The sequence below is a fragment of the Mycobacterium sp. P7213 genome (assembly GCF_900604305.1).
In the GTDB taxonomy this organism is placed as follows: domain Bacteria; phylum Actinomycetota; class Actinomycetes; order Mycobacteriales; family Mycobacteriaceae; genus Mycobacterium.
The window spans coordinates 35,200-49,683 of sequence record NZ_UWOA01000013.1; the positions used below are offsets into that span (position 1 = coordinate 35,200).

The window sequence follows — 14,484 nt, forward strand, 5'->3', positions numbered from 1 at the left end:
CCCAAAGCGCCGCCACGACGGCCGGAGATCCGCAACACTGGCTTCAAACCTGACACGTGTCAAAAATATTGTCGAGGAGCAGGGTATGAGCACACCGATCATCGACCAGGCCGCCCAGGTGTTCGTCGACCCCAGCGCCTATGCCGATGAGCCCCGTCTGCACGCAGCCCTGACCCATCTGCGCGCACACGCACCGGTGTCGCTGGTCGACCATCGGCCCTACCGCCCGTTCTGGGCCATCACCCGCCACGCCGACATCATGGAGATCGAACGCGACAACCAGCTGTGGATCAACGCGCCGCGTCCCCTGCTGGCGCCCGCCGACGCCGACGACCTACAGCAATCCCTGCTGGAGTCCGGGATGGGTCTGCGAACGCTGATCCACATGGACGATCCGCAACACCACAAGATGCGCGCAATCGTCTCAGACTGGTTCCGCCCCAAGGCCATGCGAATGCTCAAGACCCGCATTGACGAGCTCGCCGCACAGTACGTCGAGAAGATGGTGCAACTCGGCCCGGAGTGCGACTTCGTCCAGGAGGTCGCGGTCAATTACCCGCTGTTCGTCATCATGTCGCTGCTGGGGCTGCCGGAGACGGACTTCGGTCGCATGCTGCGGCTGACCCAGGAATTGTTCGGCGGCGACGACGAGGAGTACCGCCGCGGCCTGACTCCCGAGGAACAGCTGCCGGTGCTGCTCGACTTCTTCTCCTACTTCGGAGCGCTGACCGCGGCGCGGCGCGCACAACCCACCGAGGACCTGGCCTCCACGATCGCCAACGCGACCATCGACGGCGCACCGCTGTCGGATGTGGACAGCGCCTCTTACTACGTCATCATCGCCACTGCCGGCCACGACACCACCAGCGCGGCGATCAGCGGTGGCCTGCGGGCACTGGTCGAACACCCCGATCAGCGCGAGCGGCTGCGAGCGGACCTGCGTCTGATGCCGACCGCGGTCGAGGAGATCATCCGCTGGGTGACGCCGGTCAAGGAGTTCATGCGCACCGCCACCGCCGATACCGAGGTGCGCGGTGTGCCCATCGCCGAGGGCGAATCGGTTTATCTGTCCTACGTTTCGGCCAACCGCGACGAGGACGTGTTCGACGACCCGTTCGCCTTCGACGTCGGGCGCGACCCGAACAAGCATCTGGCGTTCGGCCATGGTGTGCACTTCTGTGTGGGATCGGCTTTGGCGCGTATGGAGATCAGTAGCTTCTTCAACGCTCTGTTGCCGCGGCTGGAGGCCATCGAACTGGCCGGTGAGCCGCAGTTGGTGTCGACGACGTTCGTCGGCGGCCTCAAGCACCTGCCGATCCGCTACCGGCTGCGGTCCTGACCGCACAGCAGTGTCACGGCACGGTGCGCGAGCATCGCGATCGTCGCGTGCGGCCCGCGACTGGTGATCCGGGGCAGCGCCGAGCCGTCGATCACCCACAGCCCGTCGATGCCACGCACCCGGCATTGCGCGTCGAGCACCGCCGTCTGGTCGCCGTCCGCTCCGATCGGCGCACTACCGCACAGGTGCTGTGATGTCGACCAGCGTGGTTCTGCACCAACATCGCGCAACGGCAGCATCTGCTTGACCAGGTCCACTCCGCGGCGCAACGCCAGCAGATCCTCGGGCTCGGTGTCATAGCGGTGTTCGATGCGAGGCGCTACCTGCGGGTCCGCCGAGATCAGGCTTATCCGGCCGCGAGCACGTGGAGTCATCAGCGCAACCCCGATCTGCCGCTGATCGGGCGTGACAGCCTCACCGACCATGGTGGCGAAACCTGCTGTGTAGGGCCGGATCTCCAAGTTCTCATAATGCAGCACGGTCTCCAACACGGGGCGACCCGGCGTGCCCGGCCATTCCGCCGCCACCAGCCATTCCGGGTGATCCGCACAGTGCGCGCCGACGGGAAGCGCTGCCCGCACCGCGACACCCGCGTCGCGCAGCATCGTCTCCTCACCGACACCGGACAGCATCAACAGGTGTGCTGAACCAATCGCCCCGGCGCACAGCACGATTCGGTCCGCCGTCAGTGTGAGGGGACCCTGATCGCCGATCGCTTCGACTGCGATGGCTCGGCCGGCTTCGATGGCGATGCGGACCGCCCGAGTCTGGGTGAGCACCGTAAGGTTGTCCCGCGACAGCGCCGGCCGCAGGTATGCGATACCCGGCCCAGCGCGTACGCCGTCGGCAGTGATGTTGAGCGGCACGGCGCCCGCGCCGTACTTCGTGGTCAGCGTCGCGTCGTTGAGATCGTCGATCCAATCGAACCCTGCTCGCTGCACGGCATCATTGAATCGCTTTGTGTTATCGCACATTTCACGGGTGCGACGAACCGGTATCGGGCCGGCGTCGCCGTGCTGGGGGCCCTGGAAGTCGAGGTCGGTCTCGACGGCCCGAAAGGACTCCAGCAACTGCTCCCACGCCCAGCCCGCCGGGTAGCCGGCGAAGTCTGCCGGCAGCCCCCGGCAGAAATACCCCCCGTTGACCGCGCCGGAGCCTCCCACAGCCGCCCCCCGCACGATCGTCAGCGCATTGCCGGCCCCGCTGATCAGCTCGGCGCGGTAGCGATGCACCAGCCGGCTGGCAGGGCCGATCGGCAACGTCAGCGCGTCGGCGGCCTGGGCGGCTAGGACCGGATCCTGGAGCCCTGGGCCCGATTCCAGCACCGTGACGGTGTACGAAGGATCCGACGAGAGCATGGCCGCGACAATCGATCCCGCGCTTCCAGCCCCCACCACCAGCGCATCGCTGTGTACCACCGGAACGGTCAAGGCGGCCTAGCTGCGAATCTGCGGCTTGAGCGCGGCAAGGTTGCGTTCGCGCACCACCCCGGTCCACAGGCCGGCGCCGTAGGCCAGATCGTCGACTCGTTTGAGCAGCAGATAGGCCGGCAGCCCCAGGGGCCGGGAGTCGTCTTCACTGCGGGCGTGCCGCAGCCAGTCCACCACCCCGTCGGCGACGGCCGCCAGCAGGAGCGCCTTGCGGCACCGCTGTGACACACACGCTGCCAGTATGGCGACCGGCCAGTAGTGCCGGCACAGTGCCGAGGCGAGCTGCAGCCCGGCGCTCGCCAGTCCGCGCACCGTCACCATCAGGACATCCGCCGGCGCGGTGTCTGGGCCTCGCATAGACCGGGCCACCCGGTGTCCGGTCAGCGCGGCGATCGCCAGCGAGACCAGATAGCCCAGCGCCGAGCCGAGCGCCATCAACGCCCAACCCGCCAGCGCCCAACCGGAGATCACCATGGGTGCGGCTTTGTCGGGATGACGGGCCGACAGCGGTGCCGCCGAGCCTCCGTAAAAAGCTTTGCGCGCCACCCAGTCCCGCAGATCCACCCGATGATCGTGGGCAACCTGCGCGATCGGCTCGTAGCGCAGCCTGCTGCCCGCGTCCACCAACCGCCAGCACAGGTCGACGTCTTCACCGGAGTGCAGTGCCTCGTCGAAGCCACCCAGCTCGCGTAGCGTGCTGGAGCGGCAGATGATGGCCGCGCTGGGGACGTAGGCGACCTTGCCGTATGGCACCACCGGCGCTTCGCAACCGCCCAGGTCCAGCGACGAACGGATCGCCTCGTACCGCGCGACCAGGTGACCGCTGTCGGCCATGCCGACGATGCGGGGGGCGACCAGAGCCACGGCCGGGTCGCAGAAGTGCCCCAACAGGGCCTCCAGCCAGCCCCGGCGCGGCACCACGTCGGAATCCAGGAACGCCACGAAATCCGTCGTGCAGGCCCTCAACCCGGTGTTACGTGCGGCCGCCGGGCCCCGGTTCTCCTCGTGGCGCAGCACCTGCACCTCGCAGCAGTGGGCTGCGGTCAGATCTTCCTGGCGGATCGGGATCTGCGATCCGTCGTCCACCACCACGACGCGCAGTCCGCGCAACGCCGTTACCAGCCGTTGCAGCCCGATGATGTTGTCTCGCACCGGAATAACCACAGTTACGTCTCGATATGATGGCCCGCCGGCGGGCCGTGGGTGGGCGACGGTGGCGTCGAGCAGGGTTCTGGCCAGTTGTGCGCTGACGGCGTCGCGTACTTCCAACCGGCCATCGGACAGCATCCCCTGGGCGGCCGGCGCCAGCCGGAGCAGCCGGGTCGGCGAACCGCCCAGCAGGGTGGATCCCCGCCCCAGGACCCGCACCTTCCGATCGACCTGCACGGCGAAGCCGTCCGGCAGCCGAGCCGCGCTCATCGCAGCATCCCATCCGGGCCGGGGGCCCAGGCACCGATGGCCGCCTGCCCGGCGTCGACCATCTCGCGGAAGATTCGCTGTCCCTCACCGGCGGTAGCGGTGGTGGGGTCCCCCAGCACCCCGACGGCGCTCACCGCGGCGACGCCGCCGTCGCGCATTGCGGGCAGCAACTCCGCCAATGGCGCGCGATTGCCCGGCAACGCCCGGTCGAACCTCACGCTGTCCGGCGAAAGATGCAGCAGCAGAGACGTTTCGGTGTGACCTGCGTGAGCATCGGCGCCCGGGGCGGCGCACGGAAGCCAGGCCACGTCGCGGCCTTCGAACCGCAGCAGGCGTACCGCTTCGACCAGGGCCGGCACATTGCCGCCGTGGCCGTTGACGAAGACCACCCGCTGCGCCCAGCAGCAGGCGGAGCGGCCGTACTCCAGCAATAGCTGGATCAGCGCCTCGGTGCCGATCGAGATGGTGCCGGCAAAGCTCTGATGCTCGCCGCTGGCCCCGTAGGCAATGGCCGGCGCGACCGCCGTGCCGGGCCCCGCCCCGGCACCCGCCGACCGCTCSGCCWGCTGCTGGGCGAGCGCCCGCGCGACCCGGGTATCGGTGTCCAGCGGTAGGTGCGGGCCGTGCTGCTCGGTCGACCCCACCGGGACCAGAAGCATCATCCCCCGCCCCGGCAGCTGACCTTGTAGCTGGTTCTGCAGCTCGCTCCACGTCGATCTACCGAGCTCGCCGCCAACCGCCATCGGACGATGGTAAGCGAATTCACCTGTCGTACACCAGTTGTTGGCGACTACGACAGGCGTTAATTTTTCGCGGCAGAGGCCCGAAATGGTCTCAGCTGATCACGTCCGTCCCGTACGCCACGGGCGTATCAGGACTGGCGCCGATTAGCAGGTGGATACGCAGCTCCGACGAGAGGCGGACCCCGGCCGGCCGCCTAGACCCCGGCGGCGGGCACGCCGAGCGCCCGGGTGAATCCGGCCGGAATCAGGATGTCGTCCGCAGTCAGATCGTGCACCGAGGCCCGGCCGAGGCCCATCAGGGCCGAGTCGATGCCGCCCCGGAGGATGTCCAAGACGTTCTCCACCCCGGGCTGTCCGGCGGCGCCCAGCCCCCACAGGTAGGCGCGTCCGATCATCACCGCACGCGCTCCCAGCGCCACCGCCTTGACGACATCGCTGCCCCGCCGGATGCCACCGTCCAGCAACACTTCGATCTGGTCGCCCACAGCCTCGGCGATGGCCGGAAGCGCCCGAATCGTCGCCGGGGTGCCGTCCAGGTTGTTGCCGCCGTGGTTGGAGACTGAGATGGCCGAAACACCCGCGTCCACAGCACGTTTCGCATCGTCCACCCTCATCACGCCCTTGAGCATGAAGGGCCCGCCCCACAGCTCACGCAGCCAGGCGATGTCTTCCCAGGTGGGCGGCGGGGTGCCCATCCACTCCCCGTAGGCCTGGAAGAACGGCGGCCCGGCCTCGCCGGGGCCCGCTTGGTTGGGCACCCGCAGGCTCGGCGGACGCATGGTCTTGGCCCAGCGCAGGAACCATCCGGGCCTGGTGAGAGCCTCCGGCATCATCTTGACCATGGTCTTGAGGTCCATCTTCTCCGGGATCGTGGGACTGCCCCAGTCCCGCCCGTGCGAGAAGCTCCAGTCGGTGGTGGCGATCATCCCGACGGCCCCGGCCGCCCGGGCACGCTCTGCCCGCTCGGCGATCGCGTCGCGTCCGCCCAGCCAGTAGATCTGAAAGAAGGTCTTGGGGTTGGCCGCGATGACCTCTTCCATCGGCTTGCTGGCAAACGATGAGAGACCCATCGCGGTGCCGCGCGCCGCGGCCGCCCGCGCGACGGCCACCTCGCCCTCCGGGTCGACCGCCTGCACGCCGGTCGGCGAGATCATCACCGGCATCGAGATCTCTTGCCCCATCACGGTTGTCGACAGTTCGCGGCTGGCCGGTACACCCACCACGTGCGGGGCGAATCCCAGTTCGCTGAACGCCGCCACGTTATCGCTGACCGTCAGACCCTTTTCGCTGGCCGAGATCAGCGAGGAGTAAGCGGACTTCGGGAGCCGCTTTTTGGCTCGTTCCTGGGCGATAGCGACAGTTTCGAACCAGACATTACGAGCCATGATCAGATTGGACTTTCATTGCAGAGGCGGGCCGGCGGACGCATCGACAGCGTCAACGGCACCACAGTGGTGATCGGCTTGCCGCGGGAGTGGTCCGTGGCTGGGCGGGGCTTGGTGCGATCGGCGGCCAGCGCTGGTGCACCGTAACCCTGGACGCATTCCGGATCGGGTCCATCCAGTGGCAGGCCGGTGAAGAACTTTGCCGCCATGCAGCCGCCCCGGCAGCTGTCGTAGTGGTCGCAGCTTCCGCAGGCGCCGGCGGACTGCGGCTCCCGCAGTTCACGAAACAGCGGGGCGTTCTTCCAGACGTTGCCGAAGCCCGTCCCAAATCCTGAGTCGGACAGCACGTTTCCGGCCAGAAAACGGTCGTGGATGGCGAATGGGCAGGCGTAGACATCACCGATGGGGTCGATGAGGCACACCACGCGCCCCGCACCACACATGTTCAGCCCGGCCAGCGCGCCGGGCGCGCCGAGGCCGGACAGGTGGAAGAAGGAGTCGCCGGTGAGCACCCGCTCCCCGTTGGCCACCAGCCAGTCGTAGAGCTGAACCTGCTGGTCGGCGGTCGGGTGCAGGTCATCCCACACGTCGGCGCCTCGTCCCGATGGCCGCAACCGGGTGATGCGCAGCGTGGCGCCGAAGCGGCTGGCCAGGGCGGCGAAGTCGTCAAGCTGGTCGATGTTGTGGCGGGTTGCGACGACTGAGATCTTGGCGTCGGAGAATCCGGCCGCGGCGAGGTTCTCCAGGGCCCGGATCGCCATGTCGAACGAGCCGGGGCCGCGGATCGGGTCGTTGACCGCTGCGGTGGCGCCGTCCAGGGAGATCTGGACGTCGACGTAGTCGCTGGCTGCCAGCTTGGCCGCCACCTCGGGGGTGATTCGCAGACCGTTGGTGGAGAACTTCACCCCGACGTGGTGCTCGGTGGCGTAGTCCACCAGTTCCCAAAAGTCCGAGCGCACTGTGGGTTCCCCGCCACCGATGTTGACGTAGAACACCTGCATGCGTTCGAGTTCGTCGATGATGTCCTTGCATTGCTGCGTGGACAGCTCGCGGGGGTCGCGCTTACCCGACGAGGACAGGCAGTGCACGCACGCCAGGTTGCAGGCGTAGGTCAGCTCCCACGTCAGGCAGATCGGAGCGTCAAGCCCGTGCTCGAACTGTTCGATAAGCCGGGGCACCGGTGCCACGGATGTCATTGGCCCTCCCTGGGCATCAGCATCTTCGAATCCGCCAGCACGCGCAGCGCATGCAGGTACGGACCCTGATCGGCATCGTCGACTCCGGCTGCGCGGCAGGCGGATCGGACATCGTCGTGGTCCGGAAGAGACCGCACCACCTCGACGATGGTGCGGTTCTTCAGGAACGACAACTTACGGGTGCCGAAGTGGTACAGCAGCGCACCAAACGGCTCCGGGCGGAGCGCCACCTGCGGGTGCAGCTCCCAGCCGCGGTCGGGGTCGAACGCTGTTGCCTCCGAGGCCACGGCGACCTCCGGCATGGTCAGTAGACGCCGCACATGCCGTCGATGGACACCTCTTCGACCAGGCTTTCGGTCACGAGCTCGGCATTGGTGTCGTTCTGCTGGTTCTGGTCCATGACGCGGGCCTTTCTCACGTTCGGGTTCGACAAAGGACTGTCGTGTCGGTCACAATCTCGGACAGAATATGGCATCGAGTGCCGTAAAGGAAGTGGGGCTGTCAGATGGGCGGTACGCCGGGTCCGCAGCCACGCGCCGGGCGGCGTCGCTCCACCACCCCGCAGCACATCACCGACGTGGCGATCGACCTGTTCGCCGCCCGCGGATTCGGCGAGGTCAGCGTTGATGACATAGCGCAGGCCGCCGGCATCGGCCGTCGCACGGTGTTCCGGTACTACGCCAGCAAGAACGCCATCCCGTGGGGAGACTTCGACGCGCACCTGCACCAATTGCGGGAACTGCTGGACGCTATCGAGCCCGCGGCGCCACTCGGTGACGCGCTGCGTGCGGCGCTGTTGGCGTTCAACACATTCGGCGCGAGTGAGACAGCGCGGCACCGCCGGCGGATGCGGGTGATCCTGCAGACCGATGAGCTGCAGGCCTACTCGATGACGATGTACGCCGGCTGGCGCAACGTCATCGCGGAGTTCGTGGCACGCCGGGCGGGTCTGGACGCCGATGAGCTGCGTCCGCAGACGGTGGCGTGGATGATGCTGGGGGTGGCGCTCAGCGCATACGAACGCTGGCTGGGCGATGAGTCGCTGGTGTTGCCACAGGTCCTCGGCGAGGCGTTCGACGCCATCCGCGGTGGCCTGGACTGAGCCATGCTGCCATCATCGGCAAAACACTGACCCTGCCGGCGACGATCACCACCACCGAGGAGCTGATGCACACGTGGCACCCTTGACCCAGTTCACCGTGCCGGAGGTCACCGACGCGGTGGCCGCGGCGATTCCCGACCGCGACATGATCGTCCAGGGCGATCGGCGCTACACCTACGCGCAGATCCTCGAGCGCTCCAACCGGCTGGCGTCCTACCTGCACTCCCGCGGACTGGGATGTCACACGCCGCGGTCGGACCTGCCTGCGCACGAGATCGGCCAGGATCTTCTGGGGATCTACGCCTACAACGGCAACGAGTTCGTCGAGACCCTGCTGGGCAGCTTCGCAGCCCGAGTGGCGCCGTTCAACGTCAACTACCGCTACGTGCGCAATGAATTGGCTTACCTGCTGGCTGATTCCGGTGCCACCGCGCTGGTGTATCACGCCGCGTTCGCGCCCACCCTGGCCGAGGTACTCCCCGACCTGCCCCAGCTCAAGGTGCTCATCCAGATCGCCGACGACTCCGGCAACGCCCTACTCGACGGGGCGGTCGACTACGAGACGGTGCTGGCCGACAGCTCACCGGAACCGCCTCCGGTGCAGCCCTCGCCCGACGATCTGTATGTGCTCTACACCGGCGGCACCACCGGGATGCCCAAGGGGGTGCTCTGGCGTCAGCACGACATCTTCATGGGGTCGTTCGGCGGCCGTAACCTCATGACTGCCGAAGAGGTCAGCTCCATCGACGACATCGTGGCGCCGGTCCGGGAGAACCCGGGCGTCAAGCTGATGATACTGCCGCCGCTGATCCACGGCGCCGCCCAGTGGGCGGTGATGACCGCCATCAACACCGGCCAAACCCTGGTTTTCCCGTCGGTTGTCGACCATTTCGATGCCGACGACGTGGTTCGCGCCATCGAGCAGGAGAAGGTGCTGTCGGTGACCGTGGTAGGCGACGCAATGGCCCGGCCGCTGCTGGACGCGATTCGCAAGGGCAGCGCCGATGTGTCGTCGCTGCTGGTGGTGGCCAACGGCGGGGCCCTGCTGACGCCGTACGTCAAGCAGCAGATCGTTGAGACGCTGCCCGGCGCAATGGTGATCGACGGGGTCGGTTCGTCGGAGACCGGCGCCCAGATGCGTCACATGTCGACGTCGGGGGCGGTCTCTACCGGAACCTTCGCCGGCGGACCGGACACCTTGGTGGTGGCCGAGGACCTCGCAACGGTGTTGCAGCCCGGGCACGATGGCCTGGGTTGGCTGGGTCAACGCGGCTATGTCCCCTTGGGCTACAAGGGCGATGCCGCTAAGACCGCGGCGACTTTTCCGGTGATTGACGGGGCACGCTTCGCCGTCCCCGGAGACCGGGCGCGGCACCTGGAAGACGGATCGATCGAGTTGCTCGGCCGGGATTCGGTGACGATCAACTCCGGTGGGGAGAAGATCTTCGCCGAAGAGGTCGAGACGGCAATTGCGTCGCATCCGGGTGTCGTCGACGTGGTGGTCGCGGGCCGGCCCAGCGAACGGTGGGGCCAGGAGGTGGTGGCCGTGGTGGCCCTCGCCGATGATGCCGCCGTGACGGCTGCCGAACTCATCGAGCATGCGGGTGGGTCACTGGCCCGCTACAAGTTGCCCAAGGCAATCGTCTTCCGGTCGGCGATCGTGCGCAGCCCGGCCGGCAAAGCCGATTACCGGTGGGCGCGCGAACAGGCCGAGCAGGGCTGACCCGAGCTCACTCCGTTTGCCGACCGGCCGGTTCGTAGCGCAGCATCGTGACATCGTGGTCCGGGTAGTCGCAGAACACCGGCTGCACCCGCATCCCCACCACCAGATCAGCGGGATCGACGTTGATCAGTTCGGTGGAGAACCGCGGGCCCTCATCCCATTCGACGATCGCCAACAGCTGCGGAACGGCATCGGCGAAGTGCAGCCCGACCGGCCGGCGGGCCACCGTGAAGGAATACAGCGTGCCCATCCCGGAGATCTCGCGCCATTCCAGATCATCGGCCAGAGTGCGCGGCGCCGGGACCCGCGGATAGAACACGTAGCTCTCGGTAGACGGTGAATATTGGATGACGATGCGATGCTGCGCCAGCGCATCCCAGAACGGAGCGGTGGTGGGCGTCTTGACCGGCATCGGCCGCTCAAAGGTGGTCATCGGTTTCAGTCCCCTTCCAGGATGAGGGTTGTCTGTTCCGACAAGATCCCGCCATTGCCCGAGACGAAGGCCCGGTTGCAGTCGGCCACCTGTGCGGCCCCGGCCCGGCCCATGATCTGGCGGGTGGCGTCGCAAACGTGGTGCATGCCGCCGGCTAGGCCGGCCTGGCCGAATCCGAGCTGGCGATCACCACCGCGGCGCCGCCGACGCAGGGCATCACGATCTCCAGCATGTGCAGCGGATCGGCGATGACCGGGCTGGCCAGCACGTCTTCAACGCTCAGCGGAGTGTCGCGCCAGATGGCGCCGTCGGTGTGATTGGCGTTGACGCGCTGATCGACGACCAGTTTGGCCATCGCCCGTTCGTCGTAGCCGTAGACGGCACCGTAGCGGGTGGCGACCTGGCCGTAGGGGCCGTTCTGCCCCAGGTTGCCGTAGGGAATCTCGAACTCGGCTTGCGGAGAACCGTATTGGTTGCTCGAGGACCCGAAGAACATGGCATCGGCAACTCGACATAGCCGACGATCGCGGCGTCTCCACGTAGTCCCATGCAGCGGTCCTTCATCTCATTTGCGGGGCAGGCCGAGAATCATCTGCGCGATGATGTTCAGCTGAATTTCCTTGGTACCGCCGCCGATCAGCTCGGCCGGCGACAACAGATACGGTTCGACGACGGCCGGGTCGGAATCGGCGACCATCGCCAGTCGCCCGACGGTTGCCAAGGTGGCGTGGAAGGTGCGGCGCAGCAGCACGTTCATCGCGACCTTCGCGATGCTCGACGAGGCCCCCATGCCCTCGCCGTCCAGCAACCTGATGGTCTCGCGCACTCCGAGCGCCCGGATCGCGTTGGCGTAGGCGTCGAGTTCGCCCAACGCGCGCAGTGCGTCATCGCGCGATCGCCCCGGGGCCGCGGCGATGGCCCGCAGCGCCACGGCCCGGTCGTTCTCGACGTATCCGCTGATGGCGGTGCGCTCCTCGGCCATGGTGGCGATCGCCAGCTGCCAACCCTCGGTGGGCTCCCCGAGCAGCATCTCGTCGGGTACGAAGACATCGGTGAGGAACACTTCGTTGAATTCGGCTGCCCCGGTGGCCATCACGATCGGCTGGATTTCGATGCCCGGCGAGCGCATGTCCACGATGAAATAGCCGATCCCGCGATGCTTGGCCGCCGCGGGGTCGGTACGGGCCAGCAGTGCGCCATAGTCGGCGCGCTGCGCCGCCGAGGTCCAGATCTTGTGGCCGTTGATGCGCCATCCGCCGTCGACCTTGACCGCGCGAGTGGTCAGCGACGCCAGGTCGGAGCCGGCACCGGGCTCGGAGAACAGCTGGCACCAGGCGAGTTCGCCGCGCTGGGTCGGCGGAATCAGCCGCCGCTGCAGCGCGGCCGGTGCGGCTCGTACCAGCGAGGGCAGGATCCATTCGGAGATTCCTAGTGACGGCCGGACCAGTCCGGGCCGGTTGGCGAACTCCTCGATGATGATCAGCTGCTGCAACGGGGAGGCATCGCGTCCCCACGGCGCGGGCCATTGCGGGGCGATCAGGCCGGCCTCGGCGATCAGCGTCCGCTGCGGGCCCGTTTCAAAGTGCGGGTAGTCGCCTTGGCGTCCCGGACCGTCGTTGGCCAGCTTTTGGGCGGCGTCGAGAGTCGCGGCGACCCTCGCCCGGAAGTCGGCTTCCGCACCGCCGAGATCTACGGTGAAGTCTCGCTGCCGCGCAACGGTCAGCTCGCCGAGCCGGCGCGCCCAGTCGGTGGCCGCGCCGATCGAAGCGGCGATGCTGGTGGCGCGGCGCCAATACAGGTGCAAATCGTGTTCCCAGGTGAACCCGATCGCGCCGAACATCGTCAAGGTGTCGAATACGATGTCCGGACACGGCGCCACCGCCGTCAACGCCGCGGTGGCGGCGGCGATGCGGTGCTGTTCAACGGAGTCGGTGGCGGCGCGCAGTGCGTCCCACGCTGCAGCACAGGCCAGTTCGGCGCTGACCAGCAACATGGCGGCCTGGTGCTGCAATGCCTGGAATGTACCGATCCGGACGCCGAACTGTTCGCGGGTGCGCAGATGCGCGGTGGCCGCCTCGACGCACCAGCCGGCGATGCCCGCACACACCGCCGCGGCGAGGCCGACGGCGAGGTACTCCGCACGCTCGGTGTCGATCCCGGCCAGTTCGTCGCCGGCGCGGACCGGGTGATCAGCCAGGGTGATGGTGGCCAGATCGGTGAGCAGATCGGTGCCGGCCACCGGCTGGGTCGCCGCCCGGTCGGTGTCGACGACCACCCAGAGGTCGGTTCCGTCCTCACAGCGGGCGCAGATCAGTGCCAGGCGTGCCGAGCGGGCACCGGAGATCACGTCGGAGGCACCGCTGATCAGCCAGCCGTCGTCGGCGCGCCACGCGGCGAAATCCGATTGTTCACCAAGCACGACGGTCGCCGGCGCACCGGCGGCAAGGGCACGCAGGTACTGCTCCCGTGCCGGCGTGGGCTCGGCCAGCAGACCGACCGCGCCGGCGGTCACGGTCGGCAGCAGCGGACCCAGCACAGACACTGTTCCCGCGGCCTCCAGGACCGCGGCGGCGTCGAGCAGCCCGCCGCCCTGCCCGCCGTATTCTTCAGGAAGGTGAATCGCGTGAAACCCGTTGGCGACCAAGTCGTCCCACCACGACGGCAGTTCCCCGGCAGCCAGCGCATCGAAGGCCTTGCGGGTGTCGGCCATCGGCGCGTGCCGGCCGGCGAACTGCCGCAACGACTCGCCGAGCTGGCGTTGTTCCGCACTGAGCGTCACGCTCACGAGCTCTCCTCACGTTCTCCGCGTGCAGTCGACTGGGATTGGATACGTGCGGCGGTCTCTCGCACGGCGGTACCGAGGTCGGCCACCTCCGCGGCGGTCAGGGCCGCGAAGGGGGCGACTCCCACCGACATCGTCACCGTCCCGTCGATGTCGCGGACCGGAGCCGAGACACTGGCGATCGGATGCCGCTCGGCGTTGCCGAGTTCCTCGGGCAGGTAGTCGACCTCGGTGAGATCGGCGAAAGCCGTGGCCAACCGCGCGGTGATCTCGTCAGGCTCGCCATCGGCCGCCAGCGCCTGCAGCGCCGAGTACACCCGGACGTATTCGCGGCTCATCCGGTCGATCGCGTAGCCTCGCCGGCCGACCTCGTCGACCACGGCGGCCAGCCGTCGCCGCAACCGCGGCGACGGTGCGCCCAGCCCACTGACCCATTCTTTCCTGACCGGTTCGCCTGCGCCGGCGATGAACTCACGGCCGAACGGCGCCACCAGCGGTATCCGGAAGCCGGCGCCCAGCCGGAGACCGGCGATCGACTCCCCGACCGAGTCGGTCACCACCACGGTCGCGCCCTGGCGAGCACCGAGGATCACCTGGCGGCCGACCGCGCCGAAAAGCCGCTGCAGCTCCGGCCGGAAGGCCTGCCGGTTGATGGGGCGAGCCAGTGCCGCCAGGGCGGGGCCCCAGGAATATCCGCCCGACCGCCGGTCCCGTACAAGCCACTGCCGGCTGGCCAGGGTGGCGAGGATCGCGTGGCAGGTGCCGTGACTGATGCCCAGGGTCTGGGAGATCTCCGACAGGGAGCAGTGCCGTTCCGGGTCGGCGGCCAGCAACTCCAGGATCCGCATCACCCGCTCGGTCGGCGGCGAGGGGACCGTCATATTTCCGAAAGGTACGTCGAATAGTCGACGTCTGCAAATCCGCGGGCGCCC

13 protein-coding genes and 1 pseudogene are annotated in these 14,484 nt (G+C 67.9%); 3 read left to right on the forward strand and 11 right to left on the reverse strand.

Annotated features, from left to right (window positions below; translation table 11 throughout):
* Nucleotides 1-85: 85 nt before the first annotated feature.
* Nucleotides 86-1,339 (forward strand): cytochrome P450, encoded by a 1,254-nt coding sequence (locus EJK91_RS06775; protein ID WP_024440419.1) that lies wholly within the window; start codon nucleotides 86-88, stop codon nucleotides 1,337-1,339.
* Here EJK91_RS06775 and mftG read toward each other — a convergent pair.
* The 7 genes from mftG to mftA all read right to left on the reverse strand — a co-directional run bounded on the left by mftG (nucleotide 1,321) and on the right by mftA (nucleotide 7,912).
* Nucleotides 1,321-2,769, reverse strand: coding sequence for a mycofactocin dehydrogenase MftG (gene mftG, locus EJK91_RS06780; RefSeq protein WP_125078537.1), 1,449 nt, complete (start codon nucleotides 2,767-2,769; stop codon nucleotides 1,321-1,323). The two genes, EJK91_RS06775 and mftG, sit on opposite strands and share 19 nt — an antisense overlap.
* 6 nt (nucleotides 2,770-2,775) lie before the next feature.
* On the reverse strand, nucleotides 2,776-4,188 hold the full coding sequence (mftF, locus tag EJK91_RS06785) for a mycofactocin biosynthesis glycosyltransferase MftF (protein WP_125078538.1): 1,413 nt from the start codon (nucleotides 4,186-4,188) through the stop codon (nucleotides 2,776-2,778).
* A complete protein-coding gene (gene mftE / locus EJK91_RS06790) occupies nucleotides 4,185-4,931 on the reverse strand; it encodes a mycofactocin biosynthesis peptidyl-dipeptidase MftE (protein WP_125078539.1) in 747 nt (248 codons plus the stop codon). The genes mftF and mftE overlap by 4 nt, the downstream gene beginning before the upstream one ends.
* A 194-nt stretch (nucleotides 4,932-5,125) precedes the next feature.
* Nucleotides 5,126-6,316: a pre-mycofactocin synthase MftD gene (mftD, locus tag EJK91_RS06795; RefSeq protein ID WP_024440423.1), complete on the reverse strand. Its 1,191-nt coding sequence runs from the start codon at nucleotides 6,314-6,316 to the stop codon at nucleotides 5,126-5,128.
* A 2-nt stretch (nucleotides 6,317-6,318) separates the two neighbouring features.
* Complete coding sequence (gene mftC, locus EJK91_RS06800) at nucleotides 6,319-7,512, reverse strand: mycofactocin radical SAM maturase (RefSeq protein WP_024440424.1); 1,194 nt, start codon at nucleotides 7,510-7,512, stop codon at nucleotides 6,319-6,321.
* The gene (gene mftB, locus EJK91_RS06805) at nucleotides 7,509-7,814 is read right to left on the reverse strand and encodes a mycofactocin biosynthesis chaperone MftB (protein WP_047318339.1); all 306 of its coding nucleotides are present in this window, start codon (nucleotides 7,812-7,814) and stop codon (nucleotides 7,509-7,511) included. Before mftB ends, mftC begins: the two co-directional genes overlap by 4 nt.
* A 2-nt stretch (nucleotides 7,815-7,816) precedes the next feature.
* Nucleotides 7,817-7,912: a mycofactocin precursor MftA gene (gene mftA, locus EJK91_RS06810; protein WP_081654424.1), complete on the reverse strand. Its 96-nt coding sequence runs from the start codon at nucleotides 7,910-7,912 to the stop codon at nucleotides 7,817-7,819.
* A 105-nt stretch (nucleotides 7,913-8,017) separates the two neighbouring features.
* Between mftA and mftR the strand changes: the two genes are divergently transcribed.
* A complete protein-coding gene (gene mftR / locus EJK91_RS06815; RefSeq protein ID WP_024440426.1) occupies nucleotides 8,018-8,614 on the forward strand; it encodes a mycofactocin system transcriptional regulator in 597 nt (198 codons plus the stop codon).
* A gap of 73 nt (nucleotides 8,615-8,687) precedes the next feature.
* On the forward strand, nucleotides 8,688-10,337 hold the full coding sequence (locus EJK91_RS06820) for an acyl-CoA synthetase (RefSeq protein ID WP_125078541.1): 1,650 nt from the start codon (nucleotides 8,688-8,690) through the stop codon (nucleotides 10,335-10,337).
* Between the two features lie 7 nt (nucleotides 10,338-10,344).
* Here EJK91_RS06820 and EJK91_RS06825 read toward each other — a convergent pair whose 3' ends face one another.
* From EJK91_RS06825 to EJK91_RS06840, 4 genes and pseudogenes are all read right to left on the reverse strand, one after another.
* Nucleotides 10,345-10,770 (reverse strand): Zn-ribbon domain-containing OB-fold protein, encoded by a 426-nt coding sequence (locus tag EJK91_RS06825; protein ID WP_125078542.1) that lies wholly within the window; start codon nucleotides 10,768-10,770, stop codon nucleotides 10,345-10,347.
* A gap of 5 nt (nucleotides 10,771-10,775) precedes the next feature.
* Nucleotides 10,776-11,278 (reverse strand): annotated as a pseudogene (locus EJK91_RS06830) (thiolase C-terminal domain-containing protein); the annotation flags it as partial.
* Between the two features lie 57 nt (nucleotides 11,279-11,335).
* A complete protein-coding gene (locus tag EJK91_RS06835; protein ID WP_125078543.1) occupies nucleotides 11,336-13,555 on the reverse strand; it encodes an acyl-CoA dehydrogenase in 2,220 nt (739 codons plus the stop codon).
* Complete coding sequence (locus EJK91_RS06840; protein WP_125078544.1) at nucleotides 13,552-14,433, reverse strand: IclR family transcriptional regulator; 882 nt, start codon at nucleotides 14,431-14,433, stop codon at nucleotides 13,552-13,554. The genes EJK91_RS06835 and EJK91_RS06840 overlap by 4 nt, the downstream gene beginning before the upstream one ends.
* Nucleotides 14,434-14,484 lie beyond the last annotated feature (51 nt).

What these genes read in the sequence shown, in the direction of transcription:
- EJK91_RS06775 (WP_024440419.1), top strand. Translation starts at nt 86, where the DNA reads ATGAGCACACCGATCATCGACCAGGCCGCCCAGGTGTTCGTCGACCCC.
- mftF (WP_125078538.1), bottom strand. Translation starts at nt 4,188, where the DNA reads ATGAGCGCGGCTCGGCTGCCGGACGGCTTCGCCGTGCAGGTCGATCGG.
- mftD (WP_024440423.1), bottom strand. Translation starts at nt 6,316, where the DNA reads ATGGCTCGTAATGTCTGGTTCGAAACTGTCGCTATCGCCCAGGAACGA.
- mftC (WP_024440424.1), bottom strand. Translation starts at nt 7,512, where the DNA reads ATGACATCCGTGGCACCGGTGCCCCGGCTTATCGAACAGTTCGAGCAC.
- mftB (WP_047318339.1), bottom strand. Translation starts at nt 7,814, where the DNA reads ATGCCGGAGGTCGCCGTGGCCTCGGAGGCAACAGCGTTCGACCCCGAC.
- mftA (WP_081654424.1), bottom strand. Translation starts at nt 7,912, where the DNA reads ATGGACCAGAACCAGCAGAACGACACCAATGCCGAGCTCGTGACCGAA.
- mftR (WP_024440426.1), top strand. Translation starts at nt 8,018, where the DNA reads ATGGGCGGTACGCCGGGTCCGCAGCCACGCGCCGGGCGGCGTCGCTCC.
- EJK91_RS06825 (WP_125078542.1), bottom strand. Translation starts at nt 10,770, where the DNA reads ATGACCACCTTTGAGCGGCCGATGCCGGTCAAGACGCCCACCACCGCT.
- EJK91_RS06840 (WP_125078544.1), bottom strand. Translation starts at nt 14,433, where the DNA reads ATGACGGTCCCCTCGCCGCCGACCGAGCGGGTGATGCGGATCCTGGAG.